23 protein-coding genes are annotated in these 23958 nt (G+C 68.5%); 14 read left to right on the top strand and 9 right to left on the bottom strand.

What is annotated here, in order from left to right:
• Positions 1–38: 38 nt before the first annotated feature.
• Both ncot_RS14395 and ncot_RS14390 read right to left on the bottom strand, forming a co-directional pair.
• Entirely contained in the window at positions 39–1118 is a 1080-nt protein-coding gene (locus ncot_RS14395; RefSeq protein ID WP_206064984.1) for a glycosyltransferase family 2 protein, read from the bottom strand.
• 76 nt (positions 1119–1194) lie between these two features.
• A complete protein-coding gene (locus ncot_RS14390; RefSeq protein ID WP_168618226.1) occupies positions 1195–2382 on the bottom strand; it encodes an endonuclease/exonuclease/phosphatase family protein in 1188 nt (395 codons plus the stop codon).
• A 121-nt stretch (positions 2383–2503) separates the two neighbouring features.
• On the opposite strand from ncot_RS14390, the gene ncot_RS14385 reads away from it, so the two are divergent.
• The 3 genes from ncot_RS14385 (at position 2504) to ncot_RS14375 (ending at position 6441) form a co-directional block, all read left to right on the top strand.
• The gene (locus ncot_RS14385; protein ID WP_168618225.1) at positions 2504–3628 is read left to right on the top strand and encodes a hypothetical protein; all 1125 of its coding nucleotides are present in this window, start codon (positions 2504–2506) and stop codon (positions 3626–3628) included.
• Positions 3629–3639: 11 nt separating this feature from the next.
• Positions 3640–5061: a phospholipase D-like domain-containing protein gene (locus ncot_RS14380; RefSeq protein WP_168618224.1), complete on the top strand. Its 1422-nt coding sequence runs from the start codon at positions 3640–3642 to the stop codon at positions 5059–5061.
• 162 nt (positions 5062–5223) lie between these two features.
• Complete coding sequence (locus tag ncot_RS14375; protein WP_168618223.1) at positions 5224–6441, top strand: acyl-CoA dehydrogenase family protein; 1218 nt, start codon at positions 5224–5226, stop codon at positions 6439–6441.
• Positions 6442–6508: 67 nt separating this feature from the next.
• Here ncot_RS14375 and ncot_RS14370 read toward each other — a convergent pair whose 3' ends face one another.
• On the bottom strand, positions 6509–7150 hold the full coding sequence (locus ncot_RS14370; RefSeq protein WP_168618222.1) for a hypothetical protein: 642 nt from the start codon (positions 7148–7150) through the stop codon (positions 6509–6511).
• 285 nt (positions 7151–7435) lie between these two features.
• Between ncot_RS14370 and ncot_RS14365 the strand changes: the two genes are divergently transcribed.
• Positions 7436–7627, top strand: coding sequence for a DUF5302 domain-containing protein (locus ncot_RS14365; RefSeq protein WP_168618221.1), 192 nt, complete (start codon positions 7436–7438; stop codon positions 7625–7627).
• 162 nt (positions 7628–7789) lie between these two features.
• The gene (locus tag ncot_RS14360) at positions 7790–8824 is read left to right on the top strand and encodes a MaoC family dehydratase (protein ID WP_168618220.1); all 1035 of its coding nucleotides are present in this window, start codon (positions 7790–7792) and stop codon (positions 8822–8824) included.
• A gap of 51 nt (positions 8825–8875) precedes the next feature.
• Here ncot_RS14360 and ncot_RS14355 read toward each other — a convergent pair whose 3' ends face one another.
• Positions 8876–10015 (bottom strand): MFS transporter, encoded by a 1140-nt coding sequence (locus tag ncot_RS14355; protein ID WP_168618219.1) that lies wholly within the window; start codon positions 10013–10015, stop codon positions 8876–8878.
• A 62-nt stretch (positions 10016–10077) separates the two neighbouring features.
• Between ncot_RS14355 and ncot_RS14350 the strand changes: the two genes are divergently transcribed.
• From ncot_RS14350 to ncot_RS14330, 5 genes are all read left to right on the top strand, one after another.
• The gene (locus ncot_RS14350) at positions 10078–10662 is read left to right on the top strand and encodes a histidine phosphatase family protein (protein WP_168618218.1); all 585 of its coding nucleotides are present in this window, start codon (positions 10078–10080) and stop codon (positions 10660–10662) included.
• A 55-nt stretch (positions 10663–10717) separates the two neighbouring features.
• On the top strand, positions 10718–11350 hold the full coding sequence (locus ncot_RS14345; RefSeq protein ID WP_240937915.1) for a DUF6758 family protein: 633 nt from the start codon (positions 10718–10720) through the stop codon (positions 11348–11350).
• A gap of 44 nt (positions 11351–11394) precedes the next feature.
• Positions 11395–12273 carry a PHP domain-containing protein gene (locus ncot_RS14340; RefSeq protein WP_168618217.1) on the top strand — a complete coding sequence of 293 codons (879 nt, stop codon included), beginning with the start codon at positions 11395–11397 and terminating at the stop codon, positions 12271–12273.
• A 109-nt stretch (positions 12274–12382) separates the two neighbouring features.
• Positions 12383–13162: a ParA family protein gene (locus tag ncot_RS14335; RefSeq protein ID WP_168618216.1), complete on the top strand. Its 780-nt coding sequence runs from the start codon at positions 12383–12385 to the stop codon at positions 13160–13162.
• 6 nt (positions 13163–13168) lie between these two features.
• On the top strand, positions 13169–13867 hold the full coding sequence (locus tag ncot_RS14330) for a L,D-transpeptidase (RefSeq protein ID WP_168618215.1): 699 nt from the start codon (positions 13169–13171) through the stop codon (positions 13865–13867).
• Positions 13868–14033: 166 nt separating this feature from the next.
• Here ncot_RS14330 and ncot_RS14325 read toward each other — a convergent pair whose 3' ends face one another.
• A complete protein-coding gene (locus ncot_RS14325; protein ID WP_206064983.1) occupies positions 14034–15440 on the bottom strand; it encodes a DEAD/DEAH box helicase in 1407 nt (468 codons plus the stop codon).
• A gap of 174 nt (positions 15441–15614) precedes the next feature.
• Between ncot_RS14325 and ncot_RS14320 the strand changes: the two genes are divergently transcribed.
• From ncot_RS14320 to ncot_RS14310, 3 genes are all read left to right on the top strand, one after another.
• Complete coding sequence (locus tag ncot_RS14320) at positions 15615–16328, top strand: ferritin-like fold-containing protein (RefSeq protein WP_168618214.1); 714 nt, start codon at positions 15615–15617, stop codon at positions 16326–16328.
• A 97-nt stretch (positions 16329–16425) separates the two neighbouring features.
• Positions 16426–16950 carry a MarR family winged helix-turn-helix transcriptional regulator gene (locus tag ncot_RS14315; protein ID WP_168618213.1) on the top strand — a complete coding sequence of 175 codons (525 nt, stop codon included), beginning with the start codon at positions 16426–16428 and terminating at the stop codon, positions 16948–16950.
• Positions 16947–18512, top strand: a complete 1566-nt coding sequence (locus ncot_RS14310) for an MDR family MFS transporter (protein ID WP_168618212.1) — start codon at positions 16947–16949, stop codon at positions 18510–18512. The genes ncot_RS14315 and ncot_RS14310 overlap by 4 nt, the downstream gene beginning before the upstream one ends.
• A gap of 125 nt (positions 18513–18637) precedes the next feature.
• On the opposite strand, the gene ncot_RS14305 is transcribed toward ncot_RS14310, so the two are convergent.
• The 4 genes from ncot_RS14305 to ncot_RS14290 form a co-directional block, all read right to left on the bottom strand.
• On the bottom strand, positions 18638–18907 hold the full coding sequence (locus tag ncot_RS14305; protein ID WP_168618211.1) for a hypothetical protein: 270 nt from the start codon (positions 18905–18907) through the stop codon (positions 18638–18640).
• A 32-nt stretch (positions 18908–18939) separates the two neighbouring features.
• Positions 18940–19161, bottom strand: a complete 222-nt coding sequence (locus ncot_RS14300) for a DUF3107 domain-containing protein (protein WP_168618210.1) — start codon at positions 19159–19161, stop codon at positions 18940–18942.
• 43 nt (positions 19162–19204) lie between these two features.
• The gene (locus tag ncot_RS14295; RefSeq protein WP_168618209.1) at positions 19205–19786 is read right to left on the bottom strand and encodes a TetR/AcrR family transcriptional regulator; all 582 of its coding nucleotides are present in this window, start codon (positions 19784–19786) and stop codon (positions 19205–19207) included.
• A 172-nt stretch (positions 19787–19958) separates the two neighbouring features.
• Positions 19959–22223: an immune inhibitor A domain-containing protein gene (locus ncot_RS14290; protein WP_206064982.1), complete on the bottom strand. Its 2265-nt coding sequence runs from the start codon at positions 22221–22223 to the stop codon at positions 19959–19961.
• Positions 22224–22469: 246 nt separating this feature from the next.
• On the opposite strand from ncot_RS14290, the gene moeZ reads away from it, so the two are divergent.
• Positions 22470–23687, top strand: coding sequence for an adenylyltransferase/sulfurtransferase MoeZ (gene moeZ / locus ncot_RS14285; protein ID WP_168619364.1), 1218 nt, complete (start codon positions 22470–22472; stop codon positions 23685–23687).
• The last annotated feature ends 271 nt before the right edge of the window (positions 23688–23958 follow it).

Raw genomic sequence — 23958 nt, 5'->3', positions numbered from 1 at the left:
TCCGGCGTGTTGCGCTTGATTTTTCGGTCGAATTACAGTTATGTAATTCGTTTCCGTCGCCCCAGGAGCTTCCGGAACCCCTGTCCCTGCTCGGCCGTCGGCTCGGTCTTCTGGTCCTCGTCGGCCTTCTCCTCGACGCGCAGCTTGGCCCGCGGCGGCATGTAGTTGCGCTTGTCCTCCAGACGGATGGCGTCCAGGGCTGCGGCCAGGGTGTCCCGCTGGTCCCGGGTGAGTGGTTCGGGCCGATGGCTTCCCCGGGTCGGGTCGATGCGTTCCAGCAGGCCCAGCGAGTCCAGCTCCTCCACGGGGTCGGCCATGTGCCGCTGGTAGAACGTCTCGAGGTGCCGGGTCTTGACGTCGGCGGGCAGGTCGAGCTCGACCAGTGTCTTCAGGGCCGTGGCCAGCGCCATCCGCTCGTCACCGAAGTGCATGGTCGGCCCGGAGGTGATCATGTTCTTCCACTTGCGCACGAACTCCGCCCCGGAGTAGGCCTCGTAGTGGAGCATCTCCAGGCCGGGGGCTCGATGGGCCGGCTTGCGGACTCCCTCGGCATCGGTCGCCATGTGGATCTCGAGATACCGGTCGGTGCCCGGGCGGACACCCATCTTCCCGGCGATGTGGCTGCGGAAGTAGCGCGGATTGCTGGGTTCCTCCAGCAGTCCGAGCGCGACGGCGAGCTGCAGCTCGCCCTCGTCGAGAAGGCGCTTGAAGAGCGTCGGCGGTCCCTGTGGCTCAAGGACCCCGACGACCTCGAGCGGTCGCAGGTTCACGACGTTGGCCTCGGCCGGGACCTGGTCGAGGACGTCGCGGTCGATGCGGACGACCTCGTCGGCGTCGACGTGGAACAGCCACTCGACACCGCCCACCTGCTCCGCGACGGCCAGGGCGAGATTCGCGTTGATGTTCTGCCGCAGGTTCAACCGACCCGGCCGCTTGCCCCTCCACCAGGACTTGTCGGTCACGACCGTGGTGACGTTGTCGCGCTCGGCCAGCCAGGCCTCCACCTCGGGCTCCGACTGGTCCAGGAAGACGAACATGTGATCCGCCCCGCTGGCCAGGTTGCCGGTCACGAACCTCTGGATGTTGCCAAGGTTGTCCTTGACAGTGCTTACCGTCATGATCACGGCGTCATGCTAGCCGCAGCCAGCACGTCGTACGCCGTTGTGTCGACGCCCCACGAGGGGTCCTGACGCGTCAGGGGCGAGGGCAGTAGTGCTCGACCCCGTGGCGAGCGCGCGCCTTCACGCAGCCCGGTCGTTCCAGGGCTCCGGGGGCGGTCACCGTGGCTGCGATGAGCGGGTGGTCGCTGAGGTGGCGGTGCCGGCTCGACCAGTCCTCGGCGTACTCGCTGAACGAGAGCGTGGAGCTGCCGAAGATCCAGTCAACACTCATCGCGCGCGGTGTCTGGCACCCGGCGCTGGTCGTGCGAGCGCCGTTGGGGGAGTGCATCCCGCTCTGCTGGCTGAACGGGCAGGCGAACTTCTCCCGATCGTTCATGTCGCCGGTCATGATCACCGGTGTTCCGTCGCTGCCCAGGGTCTTGGCCAGGCTCGCCTCGATCCGGACCGCCAGTGCGCGCCACCGGGCGTGGTTGCCGCCGATGTTGGCGGGATTGTGGAAGTTGCCGAACCAGACCAGTCGCCCGGTCTCCTGGTGGCGCAGCAGCACCTGCGGCATCGGCACGCGGTGGCCGCCGAAGTAGGGGATCGGCGTGGTCTGCTGCTTGACCAGCTCCCACGTGTCGGTGCGCCAGATGATCGAGTTCTGCGAGAGACGGGTGCCGAGCTTCACTCCCGGGTAGACCCCGTAGCTGCCGCCGCGGATCCGGGTGAACAGGTTGCTCTGCGGGTGCTGGAACTCCTGCAGTCCGGCGACCGTGACTCCATGGCTCTCGAGGAGACCGACCTGGGGCGCCATCCGGCGGGCGTAGCCGGCGTACCCGCGCCGGGCCTTGGGCCCCGTGGTGTGGGAGGCGCCGAGGACGTTGTAGGACGCCACCCGGAACGTGAACGACTTCTTCTCAGTGGCGCCGACCCGGAAGAGCCCCTTGGGACGATGACGCGCATCGAGCTGCTTGACGGTCGGGTAGCGCACGAACCGGATCCGCTCGCCGACCAGCTTCCTCCCCTGGTCGGGGGGCGGGGTCACCGTGACCGTCTCGGACGCCGACGGCGTGGCTGAGGGCTCCGGCGACGGGGTGGGGGTCGCGGAGGGCGCAGGGCCGGAGCTGGTCGGCTCGGTGTCGGGGGAGAAGTGACGTACGCCGCTCACGCCGGCGACCAGGAGCAGCAGCCCGACCGCGATGATCGCCACGTGTCGCAGCAGGCCGGAGCGGGCACCCCTGTTGGCCACCGAGGCGGCCTTGACGGCCGACCTGGTCATCTTCCGTCTGCCGTCGCCCACACGGCCGAATGTTATCCGACCCACTGCGGGTGGTGCCCATGCGCCCGGCGGTCGCCACGGCGTACCCTCGACGGGCCTGCAACGGATGGAGGACTCCCGGATGGCCGAGCGCATCTACTGGCACATTGGTCTGCCGAAGACCGGCACCACCTACCTGCAGAAGATCCTCTGGAACAACCGCGAGGAGCTGGAGCGATCCGGGATCTCGCTCCCTGCTGCCGGCCACCGGCGGAGCCTGTGGGCCGCGCTGGACCTGATGGGCAACACCCGCCTCGATCGCCGGCATCCTGACGCCCCGGGGAGCTGGGAGCGGCTCTGCCAGGAGCTCGACTCCGTCGAGGGCACCGCCCTGCTGACCCACGAGTTCTTCTGCGGGGCGACTGCGCAGCAGGTCGAGCGGGCGGTGGCCCGGCTCGCTCCGGCCGAGATCCACGTGGTGATCACCGCGCGCGACGCGGCGGGCATGCTGACCGCGGGGTGGCAGGAGCACGTCAAGAACGGCGGGGTGAGCACGCTGCGTGAGGTCGCCGAGCTCGCCGAGCCCGCCGAGTTCGGCTGGTGGGTCTGGGACCTCGGGCAGGTCGTCGAGCGGTGGGCCGGCGCCGTCCCGGCCGGTCGGATCCATGTCCTCCCCATGCCGGAACGCTCCGAGGGTCCGGACCAGCACTGGCGCAACTTCGCCAAGGTGATCGGCTCCGATGCCGTGATCGAGGGAGCCGAGGCCGAGGCCAACCGTTCCCTCGGTGTGGTGCAGGCGGAGGCGCTGCGCCGGGTCAACCAGAAGCTGCGCGGCTTCGGCAGGCCCGTGGACCGGGGAGTGTGGATCCGTGGCTACCTCGGAGAGGACCACTTGGCCCGTCAGCACAGCGAACGGGTTCGTCTCGAGGACGACCTGCTGCGCGACTGCCGCGAGCGCAGTGAGCGCGCGGCAGACCTGATCGAGCGGCTCGGCATCCAGGTCGTGGGCAGTCCGGACCGATTGCTGGTGGCCCCGGGGGAGCCCTCCGGGCGCACGCTCGAGTCGGTCGGGGCCGACGAGGTCGCCGACGCCCTGGCCGGACTGGTCTCGACGCTGGTTGCCGACGTGCGCGAGGAGCGGGCGGCCAACGCCAGGTCCGCTGCGGGAACGGCTCCTGAGCCCGAGGCGCGCGGAGTGCGGCGAATCCGGGAGAGGGTCCAGAGTGTTATATCCTCGGCCCGCACTGATCACCAGTCCAGTTCATAGCCGGGGGAACCATGCTCAGCCCGAAGTTTCAGCGCCTGAACCGTGACCGTCGTCGGATCGGCACCCTGTTCGTCAGTCTCGTCCTGGCCGTGTCCACGCTCGGCGCGGTGTCTCCCAGCTCCGCCTCGGCGGTGGGGTCGGCCTCGTCCGCAGCCACGTCGGCGCAGGTGGCCCTGGCTGACAGGTGGAAGCCCCCGGCCGGGGCCAAGTTCAACGTTCCTCGTGCCGGCGGCGAGCCGGAGTACCGCCTCGAGCGGGCTGTCATCGCCGCGATCGACCACGCGAAGCCGAAGACGACCATCAAGATGGCGATGTTCTCCTTCGACCGGGTCCAGGTCTCCGACGCCCTGATCAGGGCCAAGCGACGCAAGGTGCGGGTCCAGGTCATCGTGAACGGTCACGAGTTCCCCCGCGCCCAGCGGGACCTCAAGCGGGTCCTGGGCGGCAAGCGCTTCAAGACCGTGAAGCGCAACGGCCACAAGAAGCGGGTGGCCCGCAAGAACTTCTTCTACCAGTGCCAGTCCGCCTGCCGCGGTGACGGTGACGTGCAGCACAGCAAGTTCGTCCTGTTCGAGAAGTCCGGCGCCGCCAAGAAGGTGGTGATGCTCGGGTCGCTCAACATGAAGCTCAACGGGGTCAGGAACCAGTTCAACGACCTGCTGACCGTCCGCGACTCGCCCAAGATGTACGACAAGCTGCGCATCATCTTCAAGGAGATGCGCAACGACCGCACCCTCAAGGACTCGCGCCGTGTCTATCGCGACGGCAAGAAGTACCGGCTCGAGGTCATGCCGTTCCCCCGCACCAAGGCGACCAAGAAGACGCGCTGGACACCCAAGCGTGACCCGGTGATGAAGACGCTGGACAAGGTCCACTGCAAGGGCGCCCGGACCAACGACGGTCGGACCATCATCCGGGTCAACATGCACGCCTGGGACAAGAGTCGTGGTGCCCTGATCGCGAACCGATTCCGTGACCTCTACGCCGAGGGCTGCAACGTGATGATCATGGTCGGCTTCGCCGGGGCCAAGGTCCGCAACATCTTCGCGCGGCCCACCGCTCGGGGTCTGGTGCCCGTGCGCAGCACCGGTTTCGACACCAACGGTGACCAGCAGATCGACCTCTACAGCCACGACAAGATCCTGACGATCAACGGCCACTACGCCAAGAAGCGCGACCGCAAGATGGTGCTCACCGGCTCCAGCAACTACCAGAACGGCGGCCAGTACGGCGACGAGATCTTCTTCCGGGTGTTCAGCCCGAAGATCTATCGTCAGTACGCCGACAACTGGGGCTACGTGTGGCGCAACCACACGCACGGCTTCCGGTGGAGCCGGACGTCCGCCCTGCGCGGCGGCCCGACCTGGGTCGGCCCTCAATACACCCTCGAGGACGGCCTGGGGACTGACAGCCCCGAATGGCGAGACGAGTGACATTCGCCGTGGCTCAGGCGTGACCTGAGCCACGGCGCACCCGTCCTCAGTCGTGGTATTCATGGCCCCGGACGGGTCCTTCACGCGACCTGGCCACGTCAATGGCTGCACACGGGGATCCAACAGGGCGTCTGCTGACGCCTGCCGAAAGGAACAACGCACATGGGACGGCTCTGCGAGACCGAGAACCTCACCGACATCCAGGAAGAGATTCTCAAGACGGTTCGCCAGTTCGTCGACGCGAAGATCATCCCGGTTGCCCAGGAGCTCGAGCACGCCGACGAGTATCCGACCGAGATCATCGAGGGCCTCAAGGAGCTCGGCATCTTCGGCCTGACGATCCCCGAGGAGTTCGGCGGCCTGGGTGAGTCCCTGCTGACCTACGCACTGGTCGTCGAGGAGATCGCTCGTGGCTGGATGAGCGTGTCGGGTGTCATCAACACCCACTTCATCGTGGCCTACCTGCTGATGAACCACGGCACCGAGGAGCAGAAGCAGAAGTACCTGCCGAGAATGGCGACCGGCGAGGTGCGCGGCGCATTCTCGATGTCCGAGCCGAGTCTCGGCTCCGACGTCTCCGCGGTCTCCACCAAGGCGACAGTGACGAAGACGGGGCAGGACGACGCACCGCTCGAATACTCGATCACCGGCCAGAAGATGTGGCTGACCAACGGCGGCACGTCGACGCTGGTGGCCCTGCTGACCAAGACCGACGAGGGCGCGGACAGCGTCTACAAGAACATGACCACGTTCCTGGTGGAGAAGGAAGCCGGCTTCGGCGAGACCGCCCAGGGAGTCACGGTCCCGGGCAAGCTCGAGAAGATGGGCTACAAGGGGGTCGAGACCACCGAGCTGATCCTCGAGGGCCACCAGATCGCCGCCGACCAGATCCTTGGCGGAGACCCGGGCAAGGGCTTCTTCCAGATGATGGACGGCGTCGAGGTCGGCCGTGTCAACGTCGCGGCCCGTGCCTGCGGCCTGGCCTGGCGGGGCTTCGAGCTCGGCATCGCCTACGCCCAGCAGCGCAAGACCTTCGGCAAGGTCATCGCCGACCACCAGGCCGTGCTCTTCCGCCTCGCCGACATGGCCACCAAGGTCGAGACCGCACACACCATGATGGTTCGCGCTGCCCGTCTCAAGGACACCGGCCGACGGATGGACGTCGAGGCGGGGATGGCCAAGATGGTGGCCTCCGAGTACGCGAACGAGGTCGTCGAGGACTCCTTCCGCATCCACGGCGGCTACGGCTACTCGAAGGAGTACGAGATCGAGCGCCTGATGCGTGAGGTCAAGTTCATGCTCATCGGTGAAGGCACCTCCGACATCCAGAAGATGATCATCGGACGCAGCCTGCTCAAGGACTACAAGCTCAAGGGCTGAACGCCCTCGCCCCTCTGCGACCAGAAGGCTCGCCTCCCCAGGGAGGCGGGCCTTCGGCGTCACCGGGTCAGCTCGTCCACTTCCATGACGCCAGGACACCGTTGACCACCGAGTCGCGCCTGGCCTTGGGAAGGTCGGGGGAGAAGGAGAAGGTGATGATGGTGATCCTCGAGTCGTCGTCGAGGTTGGTGAACTGCTCGAGGTAGTACTTCGAGGGGCCGTCGACGACCAGGCCGCGGTAGTGGAGGGTCTCCACGCCCTCGAGGATGACGTGGGGCTGCATGTCGAGCTTCTTGACCTGCTCCGACAGCTGGTCCGGGACCGACGCCTCGAGGTCGTCGAGGGTGCTCCCCGGGGCCCTGTCGAAGTTGACGGTGACGGTGTCCCTGAAGCCGTCGTCGAACGTGGCCTCACCGGCCGCGGAGTCGATGCTCTTCTGGACCGCCTTGGCCTGCTTGGTGCTGTTGACCCACGCGGCAGGCATCCGATACGTGTAGCCGTCGCCCTTGACCAGGGGGCCCTTGGCCGGTGCGCCGAAGTCGGTGTCGGTCGGCGTCTCGCTCTCCTCCGGTGCCGGAGCAGATGCCGGGGAGCTCGCAGACTCACTGGGCTCGGATCCCTTGGCGTCGTCGTCGGAGCCACCTCCGCATCCGGTGACGAGGGCCAGCGACAGCAGGGCCGCGGTTGCGGCAGGGGCACGTCGGTGCATCGAGTTCAACTCCTTGGTGGTCAGGCCCGCCGTTCCCAGGACTCGGGAACGGCATCGATCAGCTCACGCCGGTCTGGTTGGATCGGCCACCGTCGATGGTGACTCGATCATAGGTCTCGAGGTCCTCGACCAGGTAGGCCAGACGCGTCACGACGAGTTGCTCCCCGGGCTTCGAGGTTGACGCCCGGAAGCCGGAAACCACCTCGGGAAGAGTTCGGATATCCGCTTGGCCCCGGGCCTCGGGGATGCCATGGTGGTGACTCAGCGACCACCGGAGGAGACACCATGACGGATGCTGGGGAAACCAACGCGGACCTCAAGGCGAAGATGCGCGAAGCCCTCGAGCGCAAGAACGGCGCGCACCACCCCACGGAGGGCGACGGTCGCGCCGAGTCACGGGAGAAGGTGCACGGGTCCGAGGTCGAGGGAGGCGGTCCCAAGATGCATCGACGCAAGGCCGGTGGTGGCGGTTCCTGACCTCCGGGTCATGACGGCCCCGGGGTGAAGCCCGGGGTGCCCGGTGGTCCCAGCTGTGGTGAACCGCACGCTGGGACGTGTCACCACCCGGTGGTGAAGTGCGGCACCATGGGCACGCCTTCGAGAACCTCGCAGGCGTGCGCACGGAGCCGAGAGGACACCATGACCAAGACCAACCCGGGCAACTTCTTCGAGGACTTCACCGTGGGGCAGGTGCTGGAGCACGCCACCCCCCGGACCGTGACCGACGGGGATCGGGCGTTGTACGGCGCCATCTACCCCACCCGTTTCGCGTTGCCGTCCTCAGCGGAGTTCGCGGCACGGTGTGGCCTGTCCCCGGCGCCGGTCGAGGACCTGATCGCCTTCCACATCGCGTTCGGCAAGACCGTGCCCGACATCTCGCTCAACGCCGTGGCCAACCTCGGCTACGCCGAGTGCCGCTTCCACCGTCCGGTGGTCACCGGCGACACCCTGCGCACGTCGTCCGAGGTGATCGGTCTCAAGCAGAACTCCAACGGCCGGACGGGCGTCGTCTACGTCCGCTCGACGGCGACCAACCAGCGTGGCGAGATCGCCCTCGACTGGGTGCGTTGGGTGATGGTGCACAAGCGGGACCCCGAGTCCGCCGCCCCCGAGTCCGTGGTGCCGGAGCTGGCCGACGTGGTCGCGCCGGAGGACCTCGTCGTCCCCGAGGGTCTCGACTTCACGAGCTACGACTTCGCGGCCGCGGGTGAGTCGCACCGGTTCGACGACTACGAGGTCGGCGAGAAGATCGACCACGTCGACGGGGTCACGCTCACTGACGCTGAGCACATGATGGCCACCCGCCTCTGGCAGAACACGGCGAAGGTGCACTTCAACACCGAGGCTCGCCCCGACGGCACCCGTCTGGTCTACGGCGGGCACGTGATCTCGATGGCGCGCGCACTGTCCTTCAACGGGCTGGCCAATGCCCAGCTCGTTGCCGCCGTCAACGCCGGTGCCCACACCGCGCCGGCGTTCGCGGGCGACACCGTCTACGCGTGGTCCGAGGTGCTCGACAAGGCAGAGACCTCCGCTCCCGGAGTCGGTGCCGTCCGCGTGCGCCTGGTCGCGACCAAGGGCCGCGACGAGTCCATGACCCTGCGCAACGACGAGGGCAAGTACGCCGACGGTGTACTCCTCGACCTGGACTACTGGGTGTTCGTGCCCCGCTGACCCATCCGGCCCCGGTACGGCCACCGGAGGCCGTGGTCCAGCGGCTCCGGCTCAGCGGAAGGCCCGTGCCAACGGCAGGATGGCGAGGATCAGCACCATCGGCACGGCGAAGCCGATGCGCAGGTTGTCGGCGCCGACCAGGCCCGTGAGCACAGCACCCAGCAGGGCGCCCACGTAGTTGAACTGGTTGAACCGACCGATCACCACGTCCACCCGTGCCTGGCGCAGGTGATCCGGCACCTCGTCCCCACCGGCGATGCGAGCCGCCGCGGAAAAGCTGAGGGGGGCGATCACTGCGACACCGGCACCGAGCAGGGTGAAGCCCAGCACCGAGATCGGCCACGTGGGAGCGGTCACGACCACGGCCAGCGACACGGCTGCCACGAGCCCACCGGCGCGGAGGACGGGCACCGGGCCGAAACGGGCGACCAGTCCGTCGCCCGCCAAGCGCACGACCAGGGTGGCCACGAGGTAGGGCAGCGTGGCGAGGGCCACCAGCCTCTCCGGTGTGCTGAAGGTGGTGTCGAGGTAGGTCGGCCCCCAGGTGGTGGCAGCGGTGTCGACCATGTAGAAGAGCACCATGCCCAGCCCCACCAGCACGATCGGGCGCCATGGCACCTCGACGTCGGAGGGCAACGGATCGCCGACCCGCGGCAGGAGCGGCGCGAAGGCCGCCAGGAGTGGCACCACGGCCACCACCGCGACCGGGGCGAGGCCGCCGGTGGCCAGCGTGACCATCGAGCCGATCAGGCCACCGAGCGTCCAGGCGCCGTGGAACGAGGGGAGGATCGGCCGACGGTAGGCGTGCTCGACGGCCACGGCCTGCATGTTGCTGGCCGCGTCCACCACGCCGAGGCCGACGCCGTAGGCCGCGAGCCCGGTGACGAACACGGCGAAGCTCGGGGCGAGTGCGACCACGGGAACCGCACCGGCGACCAGCAGCAACCCGCCACGCAGCACGGTGGCGCTGGTGCGCCGGCGTGCCAGCGTCTCGGCCAGGACGGAGCCCACGCCGGCCAGGAGCACCATCATCAGCAGGAGCAGGCTGAGGGCGGCCTCCCCGATGCTCCACGTCTCCTTCACGACGGGCAGGCGCGTGGTCAGGCTGATGAAGACCATGCCCTGCGCCAGGAAGGCCGACGCGACGGACAGGCGCGCCCGCGTGGGCGTGGGCGTGAGCACGGTGGGCATGAGGGTGAGCATCGCACGCGGCCTGCGCTGACCGGTTCCGGAATGCGTGCAACAGTGATCCCATGAGCCACCAGGAGACGGATCCGACACCGCACGAGCTCTGGTTGGTGCGCCACGGCGAGACGGAGTGGAGCCGCGACGGCAAGCACACCTCCATCACCGATCTGGACCTCACGGAGACGGGGGTGGAGGTGGCGAGGGCCTTGGCGCCACAGCTGGCGGCGACGTCCTTCGACCAGGTCCTGACCAGTCCTCGCACGCGGGCATGGCGGACCGCAGCCCTGGCGGGCTTCCCGGATGCCGAGGTCGACGAGGACCTTGCTGAGTGGGCCTACGGCGAGTACGAGGGCGTGACCACGCCCGAGATCCGCGAGAGCGTGCCGGGATGGACCGTGTGGACGCACCCGTCCCCGGGCGGGGAGTCGGCCGCGCAGGTCGCTGCCCGGCTGGATCGTGTCGTCCGGAGGGCCCGGGAGGTCCCCGGCCGCACCTTGGCCTTCGCCCACGGTCACTCGCTGCGGGTCCTGGCGGCACGCTGGCTCGGGTTGCCCGCGACCGACGGCAGGCTGCTGCGCTTGGACACGTCGACGGTGTCGGTGCTCGGCTTCGAGCGGGAGTGCCCCGCCGTCCTCCGGTGGAACGCCTGACCGAGCGACCCGGCCGCTCTTGACGGAGCCAGTGATCCAGTCGCACCGTTGACCCGTGGTCCTCGACGCCGGCTGCCCCCGCTGCCCGTCTCCGGTCGCGGAGTCGGACGCCCGTTGGCGCTGCGCCGCGCACGGCCTCGTCCCGCCGCTGTGGCGCGCGGCCGAGGCGTCGTACGACTCGTTCGGGGAGCACCTGCGGCGGGCCGGGGGCTTTCCCACCTACCTGCCGTGGCCGATGGCCTCGGGGTGGCAGGTGACCGACTTCGGCGTCGTCGTGGGCGGCACCGGGGCGGTGGCCACCGTGGCCTCGGTGGCCGGGGTGAGTCCGCTCGACGGCCCGGTCGAGGTGACCATGGTCAGCGAGGAGCCGGCGACGGGTCTGGGGTCCCGCTGCGCTGGCACCGTGCACTCCGACCCCGGGGCGGAGATCGGCGCCGAGGCCCCCTCGATGCGAGTGCGCGTGGACGGCCAGGTGGTTCCCCTGTGGTTGCTGCCGATGTCGGGTGACGACGCCGTCAGGGATCGTGCCGTGGCGGCCGGGGAGGCGCACGGGCGCTGGTTGTGGCTGGTCGTGACGCCTGCCTCGGCCCTGTTGCTGCTGCGGGAGGACTGGTTGGTCGCGGACGTCTCGGGAGTGGGCGCACCGCTGCTCGAGCTGCCCTTCGGAGGACCGCGCGCCTCGTGGTGACCGGGTCGGCGCTGGCCTCGTCCTGCATGCCCTAGGCTGCCGACGTGCGCATCGACCTCCACACGCATTCACGTGTCAGCGACGGCACCCAGCCCCCGGACGAGGTGATCCGTCTCGCGGCTGCGCAGGGCCTGGACGTGGTGGCCCTCACCGATCACGACACCACGGACGGGTGGGCCGAGGCCACCCGCGCTGCCGCGGAGACGGGGATCACGTTGGTGCGGGGGCTGGAGATCAGCACCAAGCACAACGGGCAGGGCGTCCACCTGCTCGGCTACCTTCCCGACCCGACGTACCCGCCGCTCGTCGAGGGGCTCCAGAAGGTCCTGGACGGACGGAACTCACGGATCCCCGCGATCCTCGAACGACTCAACGAGCTCGGCATCGCGATCCGTGTCGACGACGTACGTCAGGTGGCGGGCGATGCTGCGGCCGCCGGCCGCCCCCACGTGGCGGACGCCCTGGTGGACCGGGGTGTCGTGCGTGACCGTGAACAGGCCTTCGACGAGCTGTTGAGCCCGGGGCGACCTGCCTACGTGCACCGGTATGCGGCGCCCCTGGTGGAGATGATCCGGATCGTCGGTGAGGCCGGTGGGGTGGCCGTGCTCGCCCACCCGTGGGGTCGACACGCGCCCGCCGGGATGAGCCCCGAGGACATTGCGGGGCTCGCCGAGCTCGGTCTCGTCGGGCTGGAGGTGGATCACCAGGACCACGACGCGGCGTCGCGCCGGGACCTGGCTGCCATCGCCGACGACCTCGGACTGGTGCGCACCGGGTCCAGTGACTACCACGGGGCCGGGAAAAAGAACCACGAGCTCGGGTGCAACACCACGGAGCCCGAGCAGTTCGAGCGGCTCATCGCCCTGGCCTCCGATGCGGCTGCCCGATCCGGGCGCCGGACCCCGGAGCTCGTCGTTCCCTGACGAGGCACCCTCCCGGCACGCGCCGGCGACGGCCGTCGTGGGCGACTCGTGTCCGCTTCGGCCTCTCCTGTGGGGTTCCGCACCGTCCTTCAGGCATGATGGGCCCACGATGACTTCCACGACTCTCGCGATCGCCAACCAGAAGGGCGGCGTCGCCAAGACCACGACCGTCGCGTCGCTCGGTGCGGCCCTCGTCGAGCTGGGCCACAAGGTTCTCCTCGTCGACCTCGATCCGCAGGCGTGCCTGACCTTCTCCCTCGGGATCGACCCCGAGGACCTCGAGCTCTCGGTCCACCACGTGTTGACCAAGGGGCTCGACCCGACCGAGGCCATCATCGAGACCGACGACGGTGTCGACCTGCTGCCGGCCACGATCGAGCTGGCTCGCGCCGAGGCGGACCTGTTGACCCGCACCGGCCGCGAGCACGTCATCAAGGGTGCTCTCGAGGACCTCGAGGAAGCCGGAGTCGGCTACGACTGGGTGCTGCTGGACTGTCCGCCGTCCCTGGGTGTCCTCACCGTGGCCGCGCTGACTGCGGCCCAGGCAGTGGTGATCCCGCTCCAGTGCGAGACGCTCTCGCACCGTGGCGTCGGGCAGCTGCTCGACACCGTGCACGACGTCCGCAAGTTCACCAACCGCAGGCTGAAGGTCTGGGGTGTCCTGCCGACACTGTTCGACGGCCGGACCAACCACTCGCGGACCGTCCTCGAGACGATCTCCGACACCTACGACCTCGACGTCATCGAGCCGCCGATCCCGAAGACGATCAAGTTCGCGGAGGCACCGGCCGCTGGCCGCTCGATCCTCGCCACCAGCCGCAGCAACAAGGGGGCGCAGGCCTACCGTGAGGTCGCCGCGAACCTGGTCGAGCGACGCCGGAGGAAGTGACCTCGCATGAGTCGTCACCGGTCCCCGTCGATCCGGCCCCGCTACGGGCGGATCGTGGCGGTGTGCTCCTCGAGCCTGATCACCCTGACCGCCGTGCTCGGTGGGACCGGGGTGCTGCCCACCGGTGGGCAGGACGCCGCCGCTGTCTCCGCCTCGATGTCGGTTCCCTCGGGGGCCAAGGGCGACGCAGCCAGGGACAGGGTGACCGGCGGCGGCTCGGCCAAGGATGGTGCCGAGCCTGACGAGCAGGGAACGACGGTGGCCAAGCAGGTTGCCGACCCGACGGTCATCCCCGTCGACCCGACGGAGGCTCCCGCCGATTCGGGCGAGGGCAGGCGCGTGGTGTTCAGCCAGGCTGCCCAACGCGTGTGGCTGATCGACGAGGACGACACCGTCGAACGCACCTACCTGGTCTCGGGCAGCGTCTACGACAACCTCGACCCCGGCACGTTCGCGGTGTACTCCCGCTCCGAGAAGGCGTGGGGCATCGACGACTCCGGCACGATGAACTGGTTCGTGCGGTTCGCCCACGGACCGAACGCGGCGATCGGCTTCCACGACATCCCGGTCGACGACGGTCAGCGGGTGCAGACCGCGGACGAGCTCGGCACTCCGCGGTCGCACGGCTGCATCCGTCAGCGCCCCGTCGACGCCAAGGCGCTGTGGGAGTTCGCTCCCATCGGCACCACTGTCGTCGTGATCTGATCCCCGGTTGCGGCAGGGCGTCTCGGCCCGGCTGTGGAGGACCTCAGGCGGAGTGCCATCACGGACCGCCGTGTGCCCACCGCGGCTCCGACACGCGTCGTGGCATGGAACGGCCCGGACCACCTGCGCTGCAGGATGGTCCGGGCCGACCTGACGATGTCCTGGGTCAGTCGCCCTGGCTGGTGCTCGACGCGGGCTTGGCGCTGGAGGTGACGGACTCGCCGTTGCGCGTGCGACGACGGTTCCGGTTCCGGTTGCGGCGCGGAGCCTCGGTGGACTTGTCGCCACCGCCCGAACGACCTTCACCGCGACGACGGTCGCCACCGCGGCCCTGACCGGCCGGCTTGCGCTCGACGGGCGCCGGGTCCTTGATGCGTCCCTTCGTGCCCACCGGGATGCCCTGGTCGTGGAAGAGGTGCTCCGAGGTCGAGTAGGTCTCCTGCGGCTCGTCGAAGGGCAGGTCGAGGGCCTTGTTGATGACCTTCCACCGGGTCAGGTCCGCCCAGTCGACGAAGGTGATGGCCACACCGGAGGCGCCCGCGCGACCCGTGCGACCGATGCGGTGCACGTAGGTCTTGTCGTCCTCGGGGCAGGTGTAGTTGATGACGTGGGAGACGCCGGCGACGTCGATGCCGCGAGCGGCGACGTCCGTGGCGACGAGGACCTTGATCTTGTCCTCGCGGAACTTGGCCATCGCCTTCTCGCGGGACGTCTGCTGCATGTCGCCGTGGAGGGGGCTGGCGTTGAACCCACGCTCGGTGAGGTCGTCGGCGATCCGCTGCGACTGGCGCTTGGTGCGGGTGAAGACGATGACCTTGTCGGCGTCGTCGGCCTGCAGGACCCGGCCGATGATCTCCGGCTTGTCGAGGTCGTGGGCCTGGTAGATGAACTGGGCGGTGGCCGGCACGGTCTGCTCGTCGGTCGAGGACTCCGCGCGGATGTTCATCGGGTGGCGCATGTGGGTGCGGGCCAGGGCGATGATCGCGGCCGGCATGGTGGCCGAGAACAGCATGGTCTGCCGGGTCTCGGGGGTCATCGCGAGAAGCTTGTTGACGTCGGGGAGGAACCCGAGGTCGAGCATCTCGTCGGCCTCGTCGAGCACGACGGACTTCACGTGCGACAGGTCGAGGGCCTTGCGGTTGGCCAGGTCGAGGAGGCGGCCGGGGGTGCCGACGACCACGTCGACGCCCGACTTGAGGGCGTCGAGCTGTGGGTCGTAGCCCACGCCTCCGTAGACGGTGAGCACGCGGATGCCGCGGTCCGAGCCGGCCAGGTGCAGGTCGTTGGAGACCTGGAGGGCAAGCTCGCGGGTCGGGGCCACGATGAGTGCCTGGGGCTTGCCCTGGGCCAGCTCGGCGTAGTCGGCGTCATGGGAGGCGACGGTGCGCTGGAGGATCGGGATGCCGAAGGCGAGGGTCTTGCCGGTGCCGGTGCGGGCCTGTCCGATGAGGTCGGTGCCGAGCAGGGCGACGGAGAGCGTCATCTCCTGGATCGGGAAGGGCTCGGTGATGCCGGCGCGTTCGAGGGCGTCAGCGATTTCGGGCAGGACGCCCAGTTCTCTGAAGGTGGTCAAGTTGTGAAGTCTTTTCCGTGAGTAGGTCTGTGCGGCCGACTCCGGGAGGTGGATCTGCCGCGCACATGCGCCGGCACCTGCTGTTCCGGAGGGCTCCGGTGGCGGTGCCGAGCAAGGGGCTCGAGACGGGCTCGCGCCACGCAATCGCCCTCAGTCTATCGGTACGCTGCAGCCATGACTGAATCCCCGACCGATGGTTCCCTCGCCGGGCAGGGCGTTGCCTTCGACGATCCGTCCTACCGTGCCGCCGTCGTCGACCTGCTCGCCGTGATCGCCTATGGCGAGATCTCGGCCTTCGAGCGGCTGGCCGAGGACGCGAAGCTGGCGCCGTCGCTGGAGGACAAGGTGGCGTTGGCGACGATGGCCGCCGCCGAGTTCGAGAACGTGACCCTGCTCCGTGCCCGGCTCGAGTCCTTGGGCGCGGATCCGTTCGAGGCGATGAAGCCGTTCCGTCCCGCCATCGACAACTTCCACGCGCACACCTCCCCGTCCAACTGGCTCGAGGGCCTGGTCAAGGCCTACGTCGGTGACGGCCTGGCCCGCGACTTCTACGCCGAGATCGCAGCGTTCGTCGACGTGGACACCCGCGACCTGATCCTGGGAGCCCTCGAGCGCACCACCCACAGCGAGTTCGTCGTCGAGCGGGTCCGGGAGGGCATCGCCGCCGACCACCGGATCGGTGGGCCGTTGGCCCTGTGGGGTCGGCGCCTGATGGGCGAGGCGCTCTCGCAGGCCCAACGGGTTGCCGCTGAGCGCGATGCGCTCTCCGCGCTGCTGGCAGGGGGAGTGGACCGCCCCGGGATGGACCTGGCCGCGATCGGCCGGATGTTCAACCGGCTCACCGAACGTCACGCCATGCGCATGGAGGACCTCGGCCTGGCGCACTGACCCACTTGGGGGCGCTCACACCCCGGGGAGGGGACGGTGGTCGACGTCACGCCGTGAATAGTTGCTTGATGAAATCAATCGATGTGTAATGGTTGACATGGTCAACCAATCCTCGACGGTCAGCGACCCGTCGGCCCACGCCGTCGCCTTCGAGGAATTCGCCGTCAGCCTCTTCAGGTTCACCCGGACGATTCGCTCCACCTCCACCCTGTGGGTCCAGCTCCCCGGCGGGCTCAAGCGGTCGGACGTCACGATCCTGCGCACGCTCTCCCACCACGGCGAGTGTCGGCCGAGCTCGATCGCCGAGGTGATGGGTGTCGGCCCTTCCGTGATCAGCCGACAGCTGGTGGCCCTCGGCGAGCAGGAGCTCGTCGTACGCCGTCGGGACCCGGTGGACGGTCGCGCCGAGCTGATCGCCCTGACCCCGGTCGGAAGGGAGCGCCTCGACGCGATGCGTGAGGCCTACGTGGCCGGGATGCAGGAGCAGTTCACCGACTGGGACGAGGCCAAGGTGCGTGCCGCCGCCGCCCTCCTCGAGGAGATCTCCGACCACATCGCACCAGCCCTGGGGCGCGACAGCGCTCGGGCCACGAACCAGTTGAACGACAAGGAACCTGCATGAGCACCGAGTCCGTCCGTGCCGAGCCGAACCTGAGCCGGAATGAGATCATGGAGGTCCTGGCGGGCCTCCTGTCGATGCTCTTCGTGGCCATGGTCAGCTCGACGATCGTGAGCACGGCATTGCCGACGATCATCGGAGACCTGCACGGCAACCAGACCCAGTACACCTGGGTGGTCACGATCACCCTGCTGATGATGACGGTCTCCAGCCCGATCTGGTCGAAGCTGGCCGACCTGTTCGACAAGAAGCTGCTGGTGCAGGTCTCGGGCGTGATCTTCCTGCTCGGCTCACTGGCCGCGGGATTCGCGCACGACGTACCCCAGCTGCTCGGTGCACGTGCGCTGCAGGGACTGGGTGTGGGCGGTCTGATGGCCCTCGCGCAGGCCATCCTCGGCTCGATCATCCCGCCCCGCGAGCGTGGTCGCTACAGCGGCTACATGGCCGCGACGATGGCGGTCGCCACCGTCTCCGGTCCGCTCCTCGGGGGGCTGCTCGTGGACACGGCGGGCTGGCGCTGGTGCTTCTGGGCCGCCGTCCCGATCTCGCTCGCCGGTCTCGGCGTGCTGCAGAAGTTCCTGCACCTGGAAACGGTGCGTCGTGACGTCCACATCGACTGGTGGGGCGTAGGGCTGATCGCGGTCGCCGCCAGCCTGCCGCTGGTGTGGGTGTCGTTCGCAGGGCGCGAGTACGACTGGGCCTCCCGCGAGACGGCGTACCTCCTGGTCCCGGCGGTGCTGGCCGTTGCGGCGCTGGTCTTCGTCGAGCGCAGTCATCCCGAGCCGTTGATCCCGCCGAAGATCCTCCTCGAGAAGACCACCATCCTGGCCATCGTGGCGAGCATCGCCGTCGGCATCGCCCAGTTCGGCACCTCGGTCTTCCTCAGCCAGTTCTTCCAGGTGGCCCAAGGCTTCTCGCCGACCGAGGCGGGCCTGCTGATGCTGCCACTGATCCTGGGCAGCATGGTCGGCGCGACCGTCTCCGGGCAGCTGATCACCCGCACCGGCACCTGGAAGCCCTACATGCTCGTGGGCACTGTCGTGCTGATCGCCGGCCTGATGCTGATGGGACCGACGGACCACTCCACGCCGGTGTGGCACCTGAGCGTCTACATGATCATGATGGGCCTCGGCCAGGGCACGTTGATGCAGAACCTGGTCCTCGTCGTGCAGAACACCGTGGACGTGCGCGACATCGGGGCGGCGAGCGGCGTGGTCAGCTTCTTCCGCACGCTCGGAGGAACCGTCGGCATCGCGGTCCTGGGTGCGATCCTGACCAACCGGGTGAGCGAGCACATCGCCACCGGTCTGGCCGCCGAGGGACTCCCGGTGCCGAAGGACGCAACCGGTGGGGGCAACCTGAACCTCGACGAGGTCCCGGAACCGTTCCTGACGATCATCCGGCATGCGTACGGCGACAGCACCGGCTACATCTTCATGGTGGCCGGCGCGATCGCGGTGATCTCGCTGGTCGCGATCTGGCGGATGCCCGTCACCGAGCTGCGCACCACCGTGCGCAAGCTGGAGAAGGAGGACGCCCTCGGGCTCGAGCATGCCATCGATTGACCGGGTGGCCGCACCCCCGTCACCGCCCCCGCCCCCTTCTTACTCCTCGATAGTCCCTAACGCCTCGCATCCCATCCACGGCTGGGGGATGCGAGGCGTTAGGGACTATCGGCAATGACGAGGAATCAGTCGCGACGACTGGTCAGCGTGGCCGCCACCATGACCAGGATGGTGGCGGTGGCGATCTGCCACGCGTGGCGCCACCAGTCGAAGCCGGGTGGGGGCTCGCCGAAGATGCGGGTGTAGGCCCACGTGCCGATCAGCACGCCGCCGACGCCGCAGATGACGGTGAGCCAGAGGGGGATGTTGTCACGGTCTCCCGGGGCCAGCATCTTGCCCAGGACTCCGATGACCGTGCCGCCGACCAGTGCCCACAGGATGTCGATGATGACCATGGGTGTCCTTTCTCGCGACGACCGTCAGGGCATCAGGAGCGGAAGCCGACCTGGCCCGCGGCACCGGTGCCGACCTCGACGAACGCGATCCGCTGCGAGGGAACCAGGACCCGGCGACCCTTGGTGTCGGTGAGGGAGACCAACCCCTCGGAGGCCAGTGCCTCACTGATCGCCTTCTCGACGGCGTCAGCGTCGAGGTCCACGTCGACGATGAGCTCGCGGGGGGCCTGCTGGATTCCGATCTTGACCTCCATGTGGGGGCCGTCCTCTCTGTTCGGTGGTGCGAAGAAGGTGGGCTCAGTCCGTGAGCGGGTAGCCGCGGATGCCCCGCCAGGCAAGGCCGGCGATCAGGTTCGCGGCGTCGCTGCGGGTGATGCTGGAGGAGTCGTTGAGCCAGTAGCGGGCGCTCACCTGCGCCATGCCGACCAAGGACACCGCGAGCAGGTGGGAGGCCTCCGCGGGAAGCCCGGTGTCGTCCTGGATGACGTCGGCGATCATGGCCGCACATTCCTGGGTGACCCGCTCGACATGGCCCCGGACGGCGGGCTCGTTGTTGAGGTCGGACTCGAAGACGAGTCGGAAGGCGCCCGTCTCGGCAGCCACGTAGTCGTAGAACACGGTGATCGTCGCAGCGACCCGCAGCTTGTTGTCGTCGGTGGACCCGAGGGCGGCGCGGGCGTTGGAGATGATCGTGTCGCACGCCTCGTCGAGGAGGGCGAGGTAGAGCTCCAGCTTGCCGGGGAAGTGCTGGTAGAGCACGGGCTTCGACACACCCGCACGTTCGGCGATGTCGTCCATCGCCGCGGAGTGGTAGCCCTGCGCCACGAAGACCTCGAGGGCGGCCTCGAGGAGCTGCGCGCGGCGCGCCTTGCGAGGCATGCGCCCTCCACGGGGGCGGAGTCCGCCCAGTCCGTCCTGCCCACCGCTCAACGCGCCGCTCCCATCGTGTTCCTGATCCGGCTTGGCAGCCTACCTGTCCAAACGGGCGGACCCCGTCGCACCCGGGTGAACGGGCGCGACGGGGTCCGTGGATTCGTCGGTCGAGCTCAGGTCACGGGTTGTCGACCTGGACGGACAGGAAATCACCGTCGCGAGCCGTGACCGTGGCGGTCACGCCGACACCGGCCACCTTGACGGAGCCCTGGGGGTTGTCAGCGCTCCAGTAGGCCTCCGGATCGCTGTCGTCGAAGGTCGGGATGCCGGGCGACGACGGCGCACACGCTTCGTACGTCGTGCCCTCCGCGTCCTGCTTGTGCAGGCACACGTCGTCGGTGGCCTCGAGCCCGAACGTCGCGTCGAACGGCTGACGGCGGTTCGTGGGACTGGTCCCGTCACCGAACGTCATCGGTGCCGGTCGGGCGTCGACCACCATGGCGTAGCCGGCACCCGGGTGGGTGGCGACGTTGTTGTCCTTGTAGCGGTTGTCGACGTACCAGACCAGCATGCCGTCCTGGAACGGGAAGTGCTCGACCCAGTTGGGACGGGTCAGGCCCTCGGAGAACTGGTAGGGCCCGACCTGGAGGGTCGAGTCGTAGCCGACGTAGGCACGGTTCTCCAGCAGGTAGTAGCGCGTCGAGTCCTGCGACTCGGTGCCCGTGGAGGTGGACCAGCCCTTGGCGGTCCAGCCGTTGTCGCCGGCCTCGGCGCCATCGGTGAACGTGTAGGCCTTGCCGGCCTTGATCACGATGTCGTCGAGGAACGCGCCGGCCTCGCTCACGCCGCCGTCGGTCTGGTAGCGGAACCGGAACAGCGACTCCTGGCCGGCGGGCCGGTAGGCGAAGCTGAGCTTGGTCCAGTCGCGGGAGTTGCCGGAGATCGGCTTCCCGATCTGGTTCCAGGTGGCCCCCTCGTCGAGGGAGTACTCGGCGTAGAGGAAGTCGTAGCCGGCCTCGATCTGGTGCCAGGCCTTCGTGTTCACGGTGACGCGCGAAGCGCCGGGGACCGTGCGGGTGAGCGTGTTGTTGAGCTGGTCGGCGCTGCCGGAGTACCACGCGTGCGTGCCCTCGGGCGGGGTCGTGTACTCGTTGGTGACGGTCGCGTTCGGAAGGTTCACCTTGACCGCCTGGTCGGCTCCGTCGTAGGTGTGCTGCGACGGGCCCAGGTCGAAGGTGCCGGACTCGCCGGAGCTCACCTCGGAGTAGTCGAGCCAGCCGAGGAAGCGCTTCTCCTCCGGGCCCATCAGGCCGGGCGTTCCGCCGATGCCGTCAGCGTCTCCACCGTGGCCGAGCCAGGAGCCCGAGGACATCAGGGTCCAGAACGCGGTGCTGTTCTCGCCGCCGGCGGTGTCGTAGTAGTCCGGCAGGCCGAGGTCGTGGCCGAACTCGTGCGCGAACACACCGAGGCCGCCGTTCTCGGGCTCGACGGTGTAGTCACCGACGAAGTACTTCGAGTCACCGACCTGCGCGCCGCCGTAGAGGTTGGGCGTCCCGTCCACGGAGGGGCCGGTGGTGCCGTAGTCCGTGGCGTTGACGAACCAGCGGTGCGACCAGATCGCGTCAGGGTCGGCGCCGGCCTCCTCGCCCTCACCGGCGTGCACCGCCTGGAAGTGGTCGAGGTAGCCGTCGGCCTCGTTGAAGTCGCCGTCGCCGTCGAAGTCGTAACGGTCCCAGACATCGAACTGGGACAGGTAGGTGTCGATCTCGGCGGCGGTCTTCCCGGAGGCGACCTGGTCGGCGTACCAGGCGTCGAGGCTGTCCTGGATGAAGGCCCACGAGCCGCCGTCGTCCTCGACGGCGTTGTCGCCGTACGACGACGCGTTGCCGGGGACGGTGACCCAGTCGGTGACCGTGTTGATCGCGGTGTAGCGGCCGCTGGAGAGCTGGGAGTAGTAGTTCTTGAACGACTCACCGTCGCCGTTGAACATCTCCTCGTAGTGGGCCTGGTTGAAGTCGTTGGTCCAGATCGTGGAGTTGTCCTGGGTCCGGTCGGGCTCGGGAATCTCGTTGTGCAGCGGCCCGGGCGTCCTGCCGAAGCGGCCGGAGCCCTCCGTGCCGAACTCGGCGAGGACAGTGAAGATCTTGTCCTCCTTCTCGATCGGGAACTCGACGTAGCTTCCGTCGGCGAGCTTGACCGTGGATCCACCACCGGGTTGGGGCTGGAGGCGGGCGGTGCCGTTGTCGAGCATGGTGAGGGCCTTGGCCCGCATCTTGTTCTGCTGGCGCGTCTTGGGCCCGTGACGGTTGTCGTGCTTCGTCTTCGCGCTCGAGTCCGATGCCTGTGGGCTGGGGTTCGGTGCGGCGTTGCCAGCGGGGAGCATGGAGACGCTCAGTGCCAGCGCGGCGGTTCCGGCGAGGAGGCCGGGTGGCAACTTCTTCACATTTCTGCCTTCCGGGGGGAGTGTCCGTTCCTGTCACCAGCGGGGGAGAGGAGCGGGACCAACGGTCCGAAGATGACTTTTGACCTGTATTTGCGGTTCAGGCAAGCCCCCGGGCAAACATTTGTCGATTCGTGACCGTCCGCATGACGGGACGTCGAGCCCAGGTGCTGGGACGGCGCGGGAACAATGGGTCCGGTGACGGTGTTCCACCGTGACCAGACCAAGCTGCCGCTGAGGAGAACTTCCGTGTCCTATCCCGCGCTCGTGGAACCAGCCGCCGAGCTGACCATCGACGAGGTACGCCGCTACAGCCGGCACCTGATCATCCCCGACGTCGGGATGACCGGTCAGAAGCGGTTGAAGAATGCCAAGGTCCTCGTGATCGGGGCCGGCGGCCTCGGCTCGCCCGCCATGCTCTACCTCGCCGCGGCGGGCGTCGGCACGATCGGCATCGCCGAGTTCGACGAGGTCGACGAGTCCAACCTGCAGCGCCAGGTGATCCACGGCCAGTCCGACATCGGCCGCCCCAAGTCCGAGTCCGCGCGCGACTCCATCAAGGAGATCAACCCGCACGTCAACGTGGTGATCCACGAGGGCCGCCTCGACAACGACAACGTGATGGGCGTGTTCGAGGGCTACGACCTGATCCTCGACGGCACCGACAACTTCGCCACGCGCTACATGGTCAACGACGCGGCGTACTTCTTGAAGATCCCCTACGTCTGGGGCTCGATCTACCGCTTCGACGGCCAGGCCTCGGTCTTCTGGCCCAACGCGACGCTCGAGAACGGCGAGTCCGCCGACGCGCCCTGCTACCGCTGCCTCTACCCGGAGCCCCCGCCGCCGGGGATGGTGCCCTCGTGCGCCGAGGGCGGCGTGCTCGGTGTGCTCTGTGCCGCGATCGGCTCCATCCAGGTCAACGAGGGCATCAAGCTCCTCACCGGCATCGGCGACCCGTTGGTCGGCAAGCTGATGATCTACGACGCACTCGAGATGGAGTACCGCAAGCTCAAGGTGCGCAAGGACCCCAACTGCGCCCTGTGCGGCGAGAACGCCACGGTCACCGAGCTCATCGACTACGACGCGTTCTGTGGTGCGGTCTCGGACGAGGCCGCCGAGGCAGCGGTGGGCTCCACGATCTCGGTGACCCAGCTCGAGCACATGATCAAGGAGAAGGAGAACGGCGGCGACGACTTCTTCCTGGTCGACGTGCGCGAGCCCAACGAGGCCGAGATCAACAACATCCCCGGCGCCGTGCTGATCCCCAAGGGTGAGTTCCTCAACGGCAACGCGCTCGAGCAGCTGCCCGCCGAGAAGAAGATCGTGCTGCACTGCAAGTCGGGTGTCCGCTCGGCCGAGTGCCTCGCGATCGTCAAGGGCGCCGGTTACGAGAACGCGGTCCACGTCGGTGGTGGCGTGGTGGCGTGGGTCAACCAGATCGACCCCAGCCAGCCGTCGTACTGACCGACCGCAGCCAGGTCTGCACCGCACGCCCCATGGCCCGTCCGGGCCATGGGGCGTGACCCTTTCGGGTCATTCGTCGTTGAGTCGGTCACCGCACCCACTCGACTGGAGGACGCACCCCATGCGTTTGATCCCGAATTCCCGCCCGTCCCGCCTGCTGCTCGGCACCGTCGCCACGATCGGCAGTCTCGCCCTGGGCGTCGGCGCGCTGCCGGCCCAGGCCGCCACCGCTGACGCCGAGACCTGGCGCCGGCGGAGACCGCCGCGATCC

This window comes from Nocardioides sp. JQ2195, from assembly GCF_012272695.1.
GTDB lineage: Bacteria > Actinomycetota > Actinomycetes > Propionibacteriales > Nocardioidaceae > Nocardioides.
Note: the sequence above shows the minus strand (reverse complement) of the source record. Positions and strands in the feature narration are given on the sequence as shown.

Excerpts from the sequence above, each read along its gene's own strand:
- ncot_RS14395 (WP_206064984.1), bottom strand. The coding sequence starts at position 1,118 with ATGACGGTAAGCACTGTCAAGGACAACCTTGGCAACATCCAGAGGTTC.
- ncot_RS14390 (WP_168618226.1), bottom strand. The coding sequence starts at position 2,382 with ATGACCAGGTCGGCCGTCAAGGCCGCCTCGGTGGCCAACAGGGGTGCC.
- ncot_RS14385 (WP_168618225.1), top strand. The coding sequence starts at position 2,504 with ATGGCCGAGCGCATCTACTGGCACATTGGTCTGCCGAAGACCGGCACC.
- ncot_RS14380 (WP_168618224.1), top strand. The coding sequence starts at position 3,640 with ATGCTCAGCCCGAAGTTTCAGCGCCTGAACCGTGACCGTCGTCGGATC.
- ncot_RS14375 (WP_168618223.1), top strand. The coding sequence starts at position 5,224 with ATGGGACGGCTCTGCGAGACCGAGAACCTCACCGACATCCAGGAAGAG.
- ncot_RS14370 (WP_168618222.1), bottom strand. The coding sequence starts at position 7,150 with ATGCACCGACGTGCCCCTGCCGCAACCGCGGCCCTGCTGTCGCTGGCC.
- ncot_RS14365 (WP_168618221.1), top strand. The coding sequence starts at position 7,436 with ATGACGGATGCTGGGGAAACCAACGCGGACCTCAAGGCGAAGATGCGC.
- ncot_RS14360 (WP_168618220.1), top strand. The coding sequence starts at position 7,790 with ATGACCAAGACCAACCCGGGCAACTTCTTCGAGGACTTCACCGTGGGG.
- ncot_RS14355 (WP_168618219.1), bottom strand. The coding sequence starts at position 10,015 with ATGCCCACCGTGCTCACGCCCACGCCCACGCGGGCGCGCCTGTCCGTC.
- ncot_RS14350 (WP_168618218.1), top strand. The coding sequence starts at position 10,078 with ATGAGCCACCAGGAGACGGATCCGACACCGCACGAGCTCTGGTTGGTG.
- ncot_RS14335 (WP_168618216.1), top strand. The coding sequence starts at position 12,383 with ATGACTTCCACGACTCTCGCGATCGCCAACCAGAAGGGCGGCGTCGCC.
- ncot_RS14330 (WP_168618215.1), top strand. The coding sequence starts at position 13,169 with ATGAGTCGTCACCGGTCCCCGTCGATCCGGCCCCGCTACGGGCGGATC.
- ncot_RS14320 (WP_168618214.1), top strand. The coding sequence starts at position 15,615 with ATGACTGAATCCCCGACCGATGGTTCCCTCGCCGGGCAGGGCGTTGCC.
- ncot_RS14315 (WP_168618213.1), top strand. The coding sequence starts at position 16,426 with ATGGTCAACCAATCCTCGACGGTCAGCGACCCGTCGGCCCACGCCGTC.
- ncot_RS14310 (WP_168618212.1), top strand. The coding sequence starts at position 16,947 with ATGAGCACCGAGTCCGTCCGTGCCGAGCCGAACCTGAGCCGGAATGAG.
- ncot_RS14305 (WP_168618211.1), bottom strand. The coding sequence starts at position 18,907 with ATGGTCATCATCGACATCCTGTGGGCACTGGTCGGCGGCACGGTCATC.
- ncot_RS14300 (WP_168618210.1), bottom strand. The coding sequence starts at position 19,161 with ATGGAGGTCAAGATCGGAATCCAGCAGGCCCCCCGCGAGCTCATCGTC.
- ncot_RS14295 (WP_168618209.1), bottom strand. The coding sequence starts at position 19,786 with ATGCCTCGCAAGGCGCGCCGCGCGCAGCTCCTCGAGGCCGCCCTCGAG.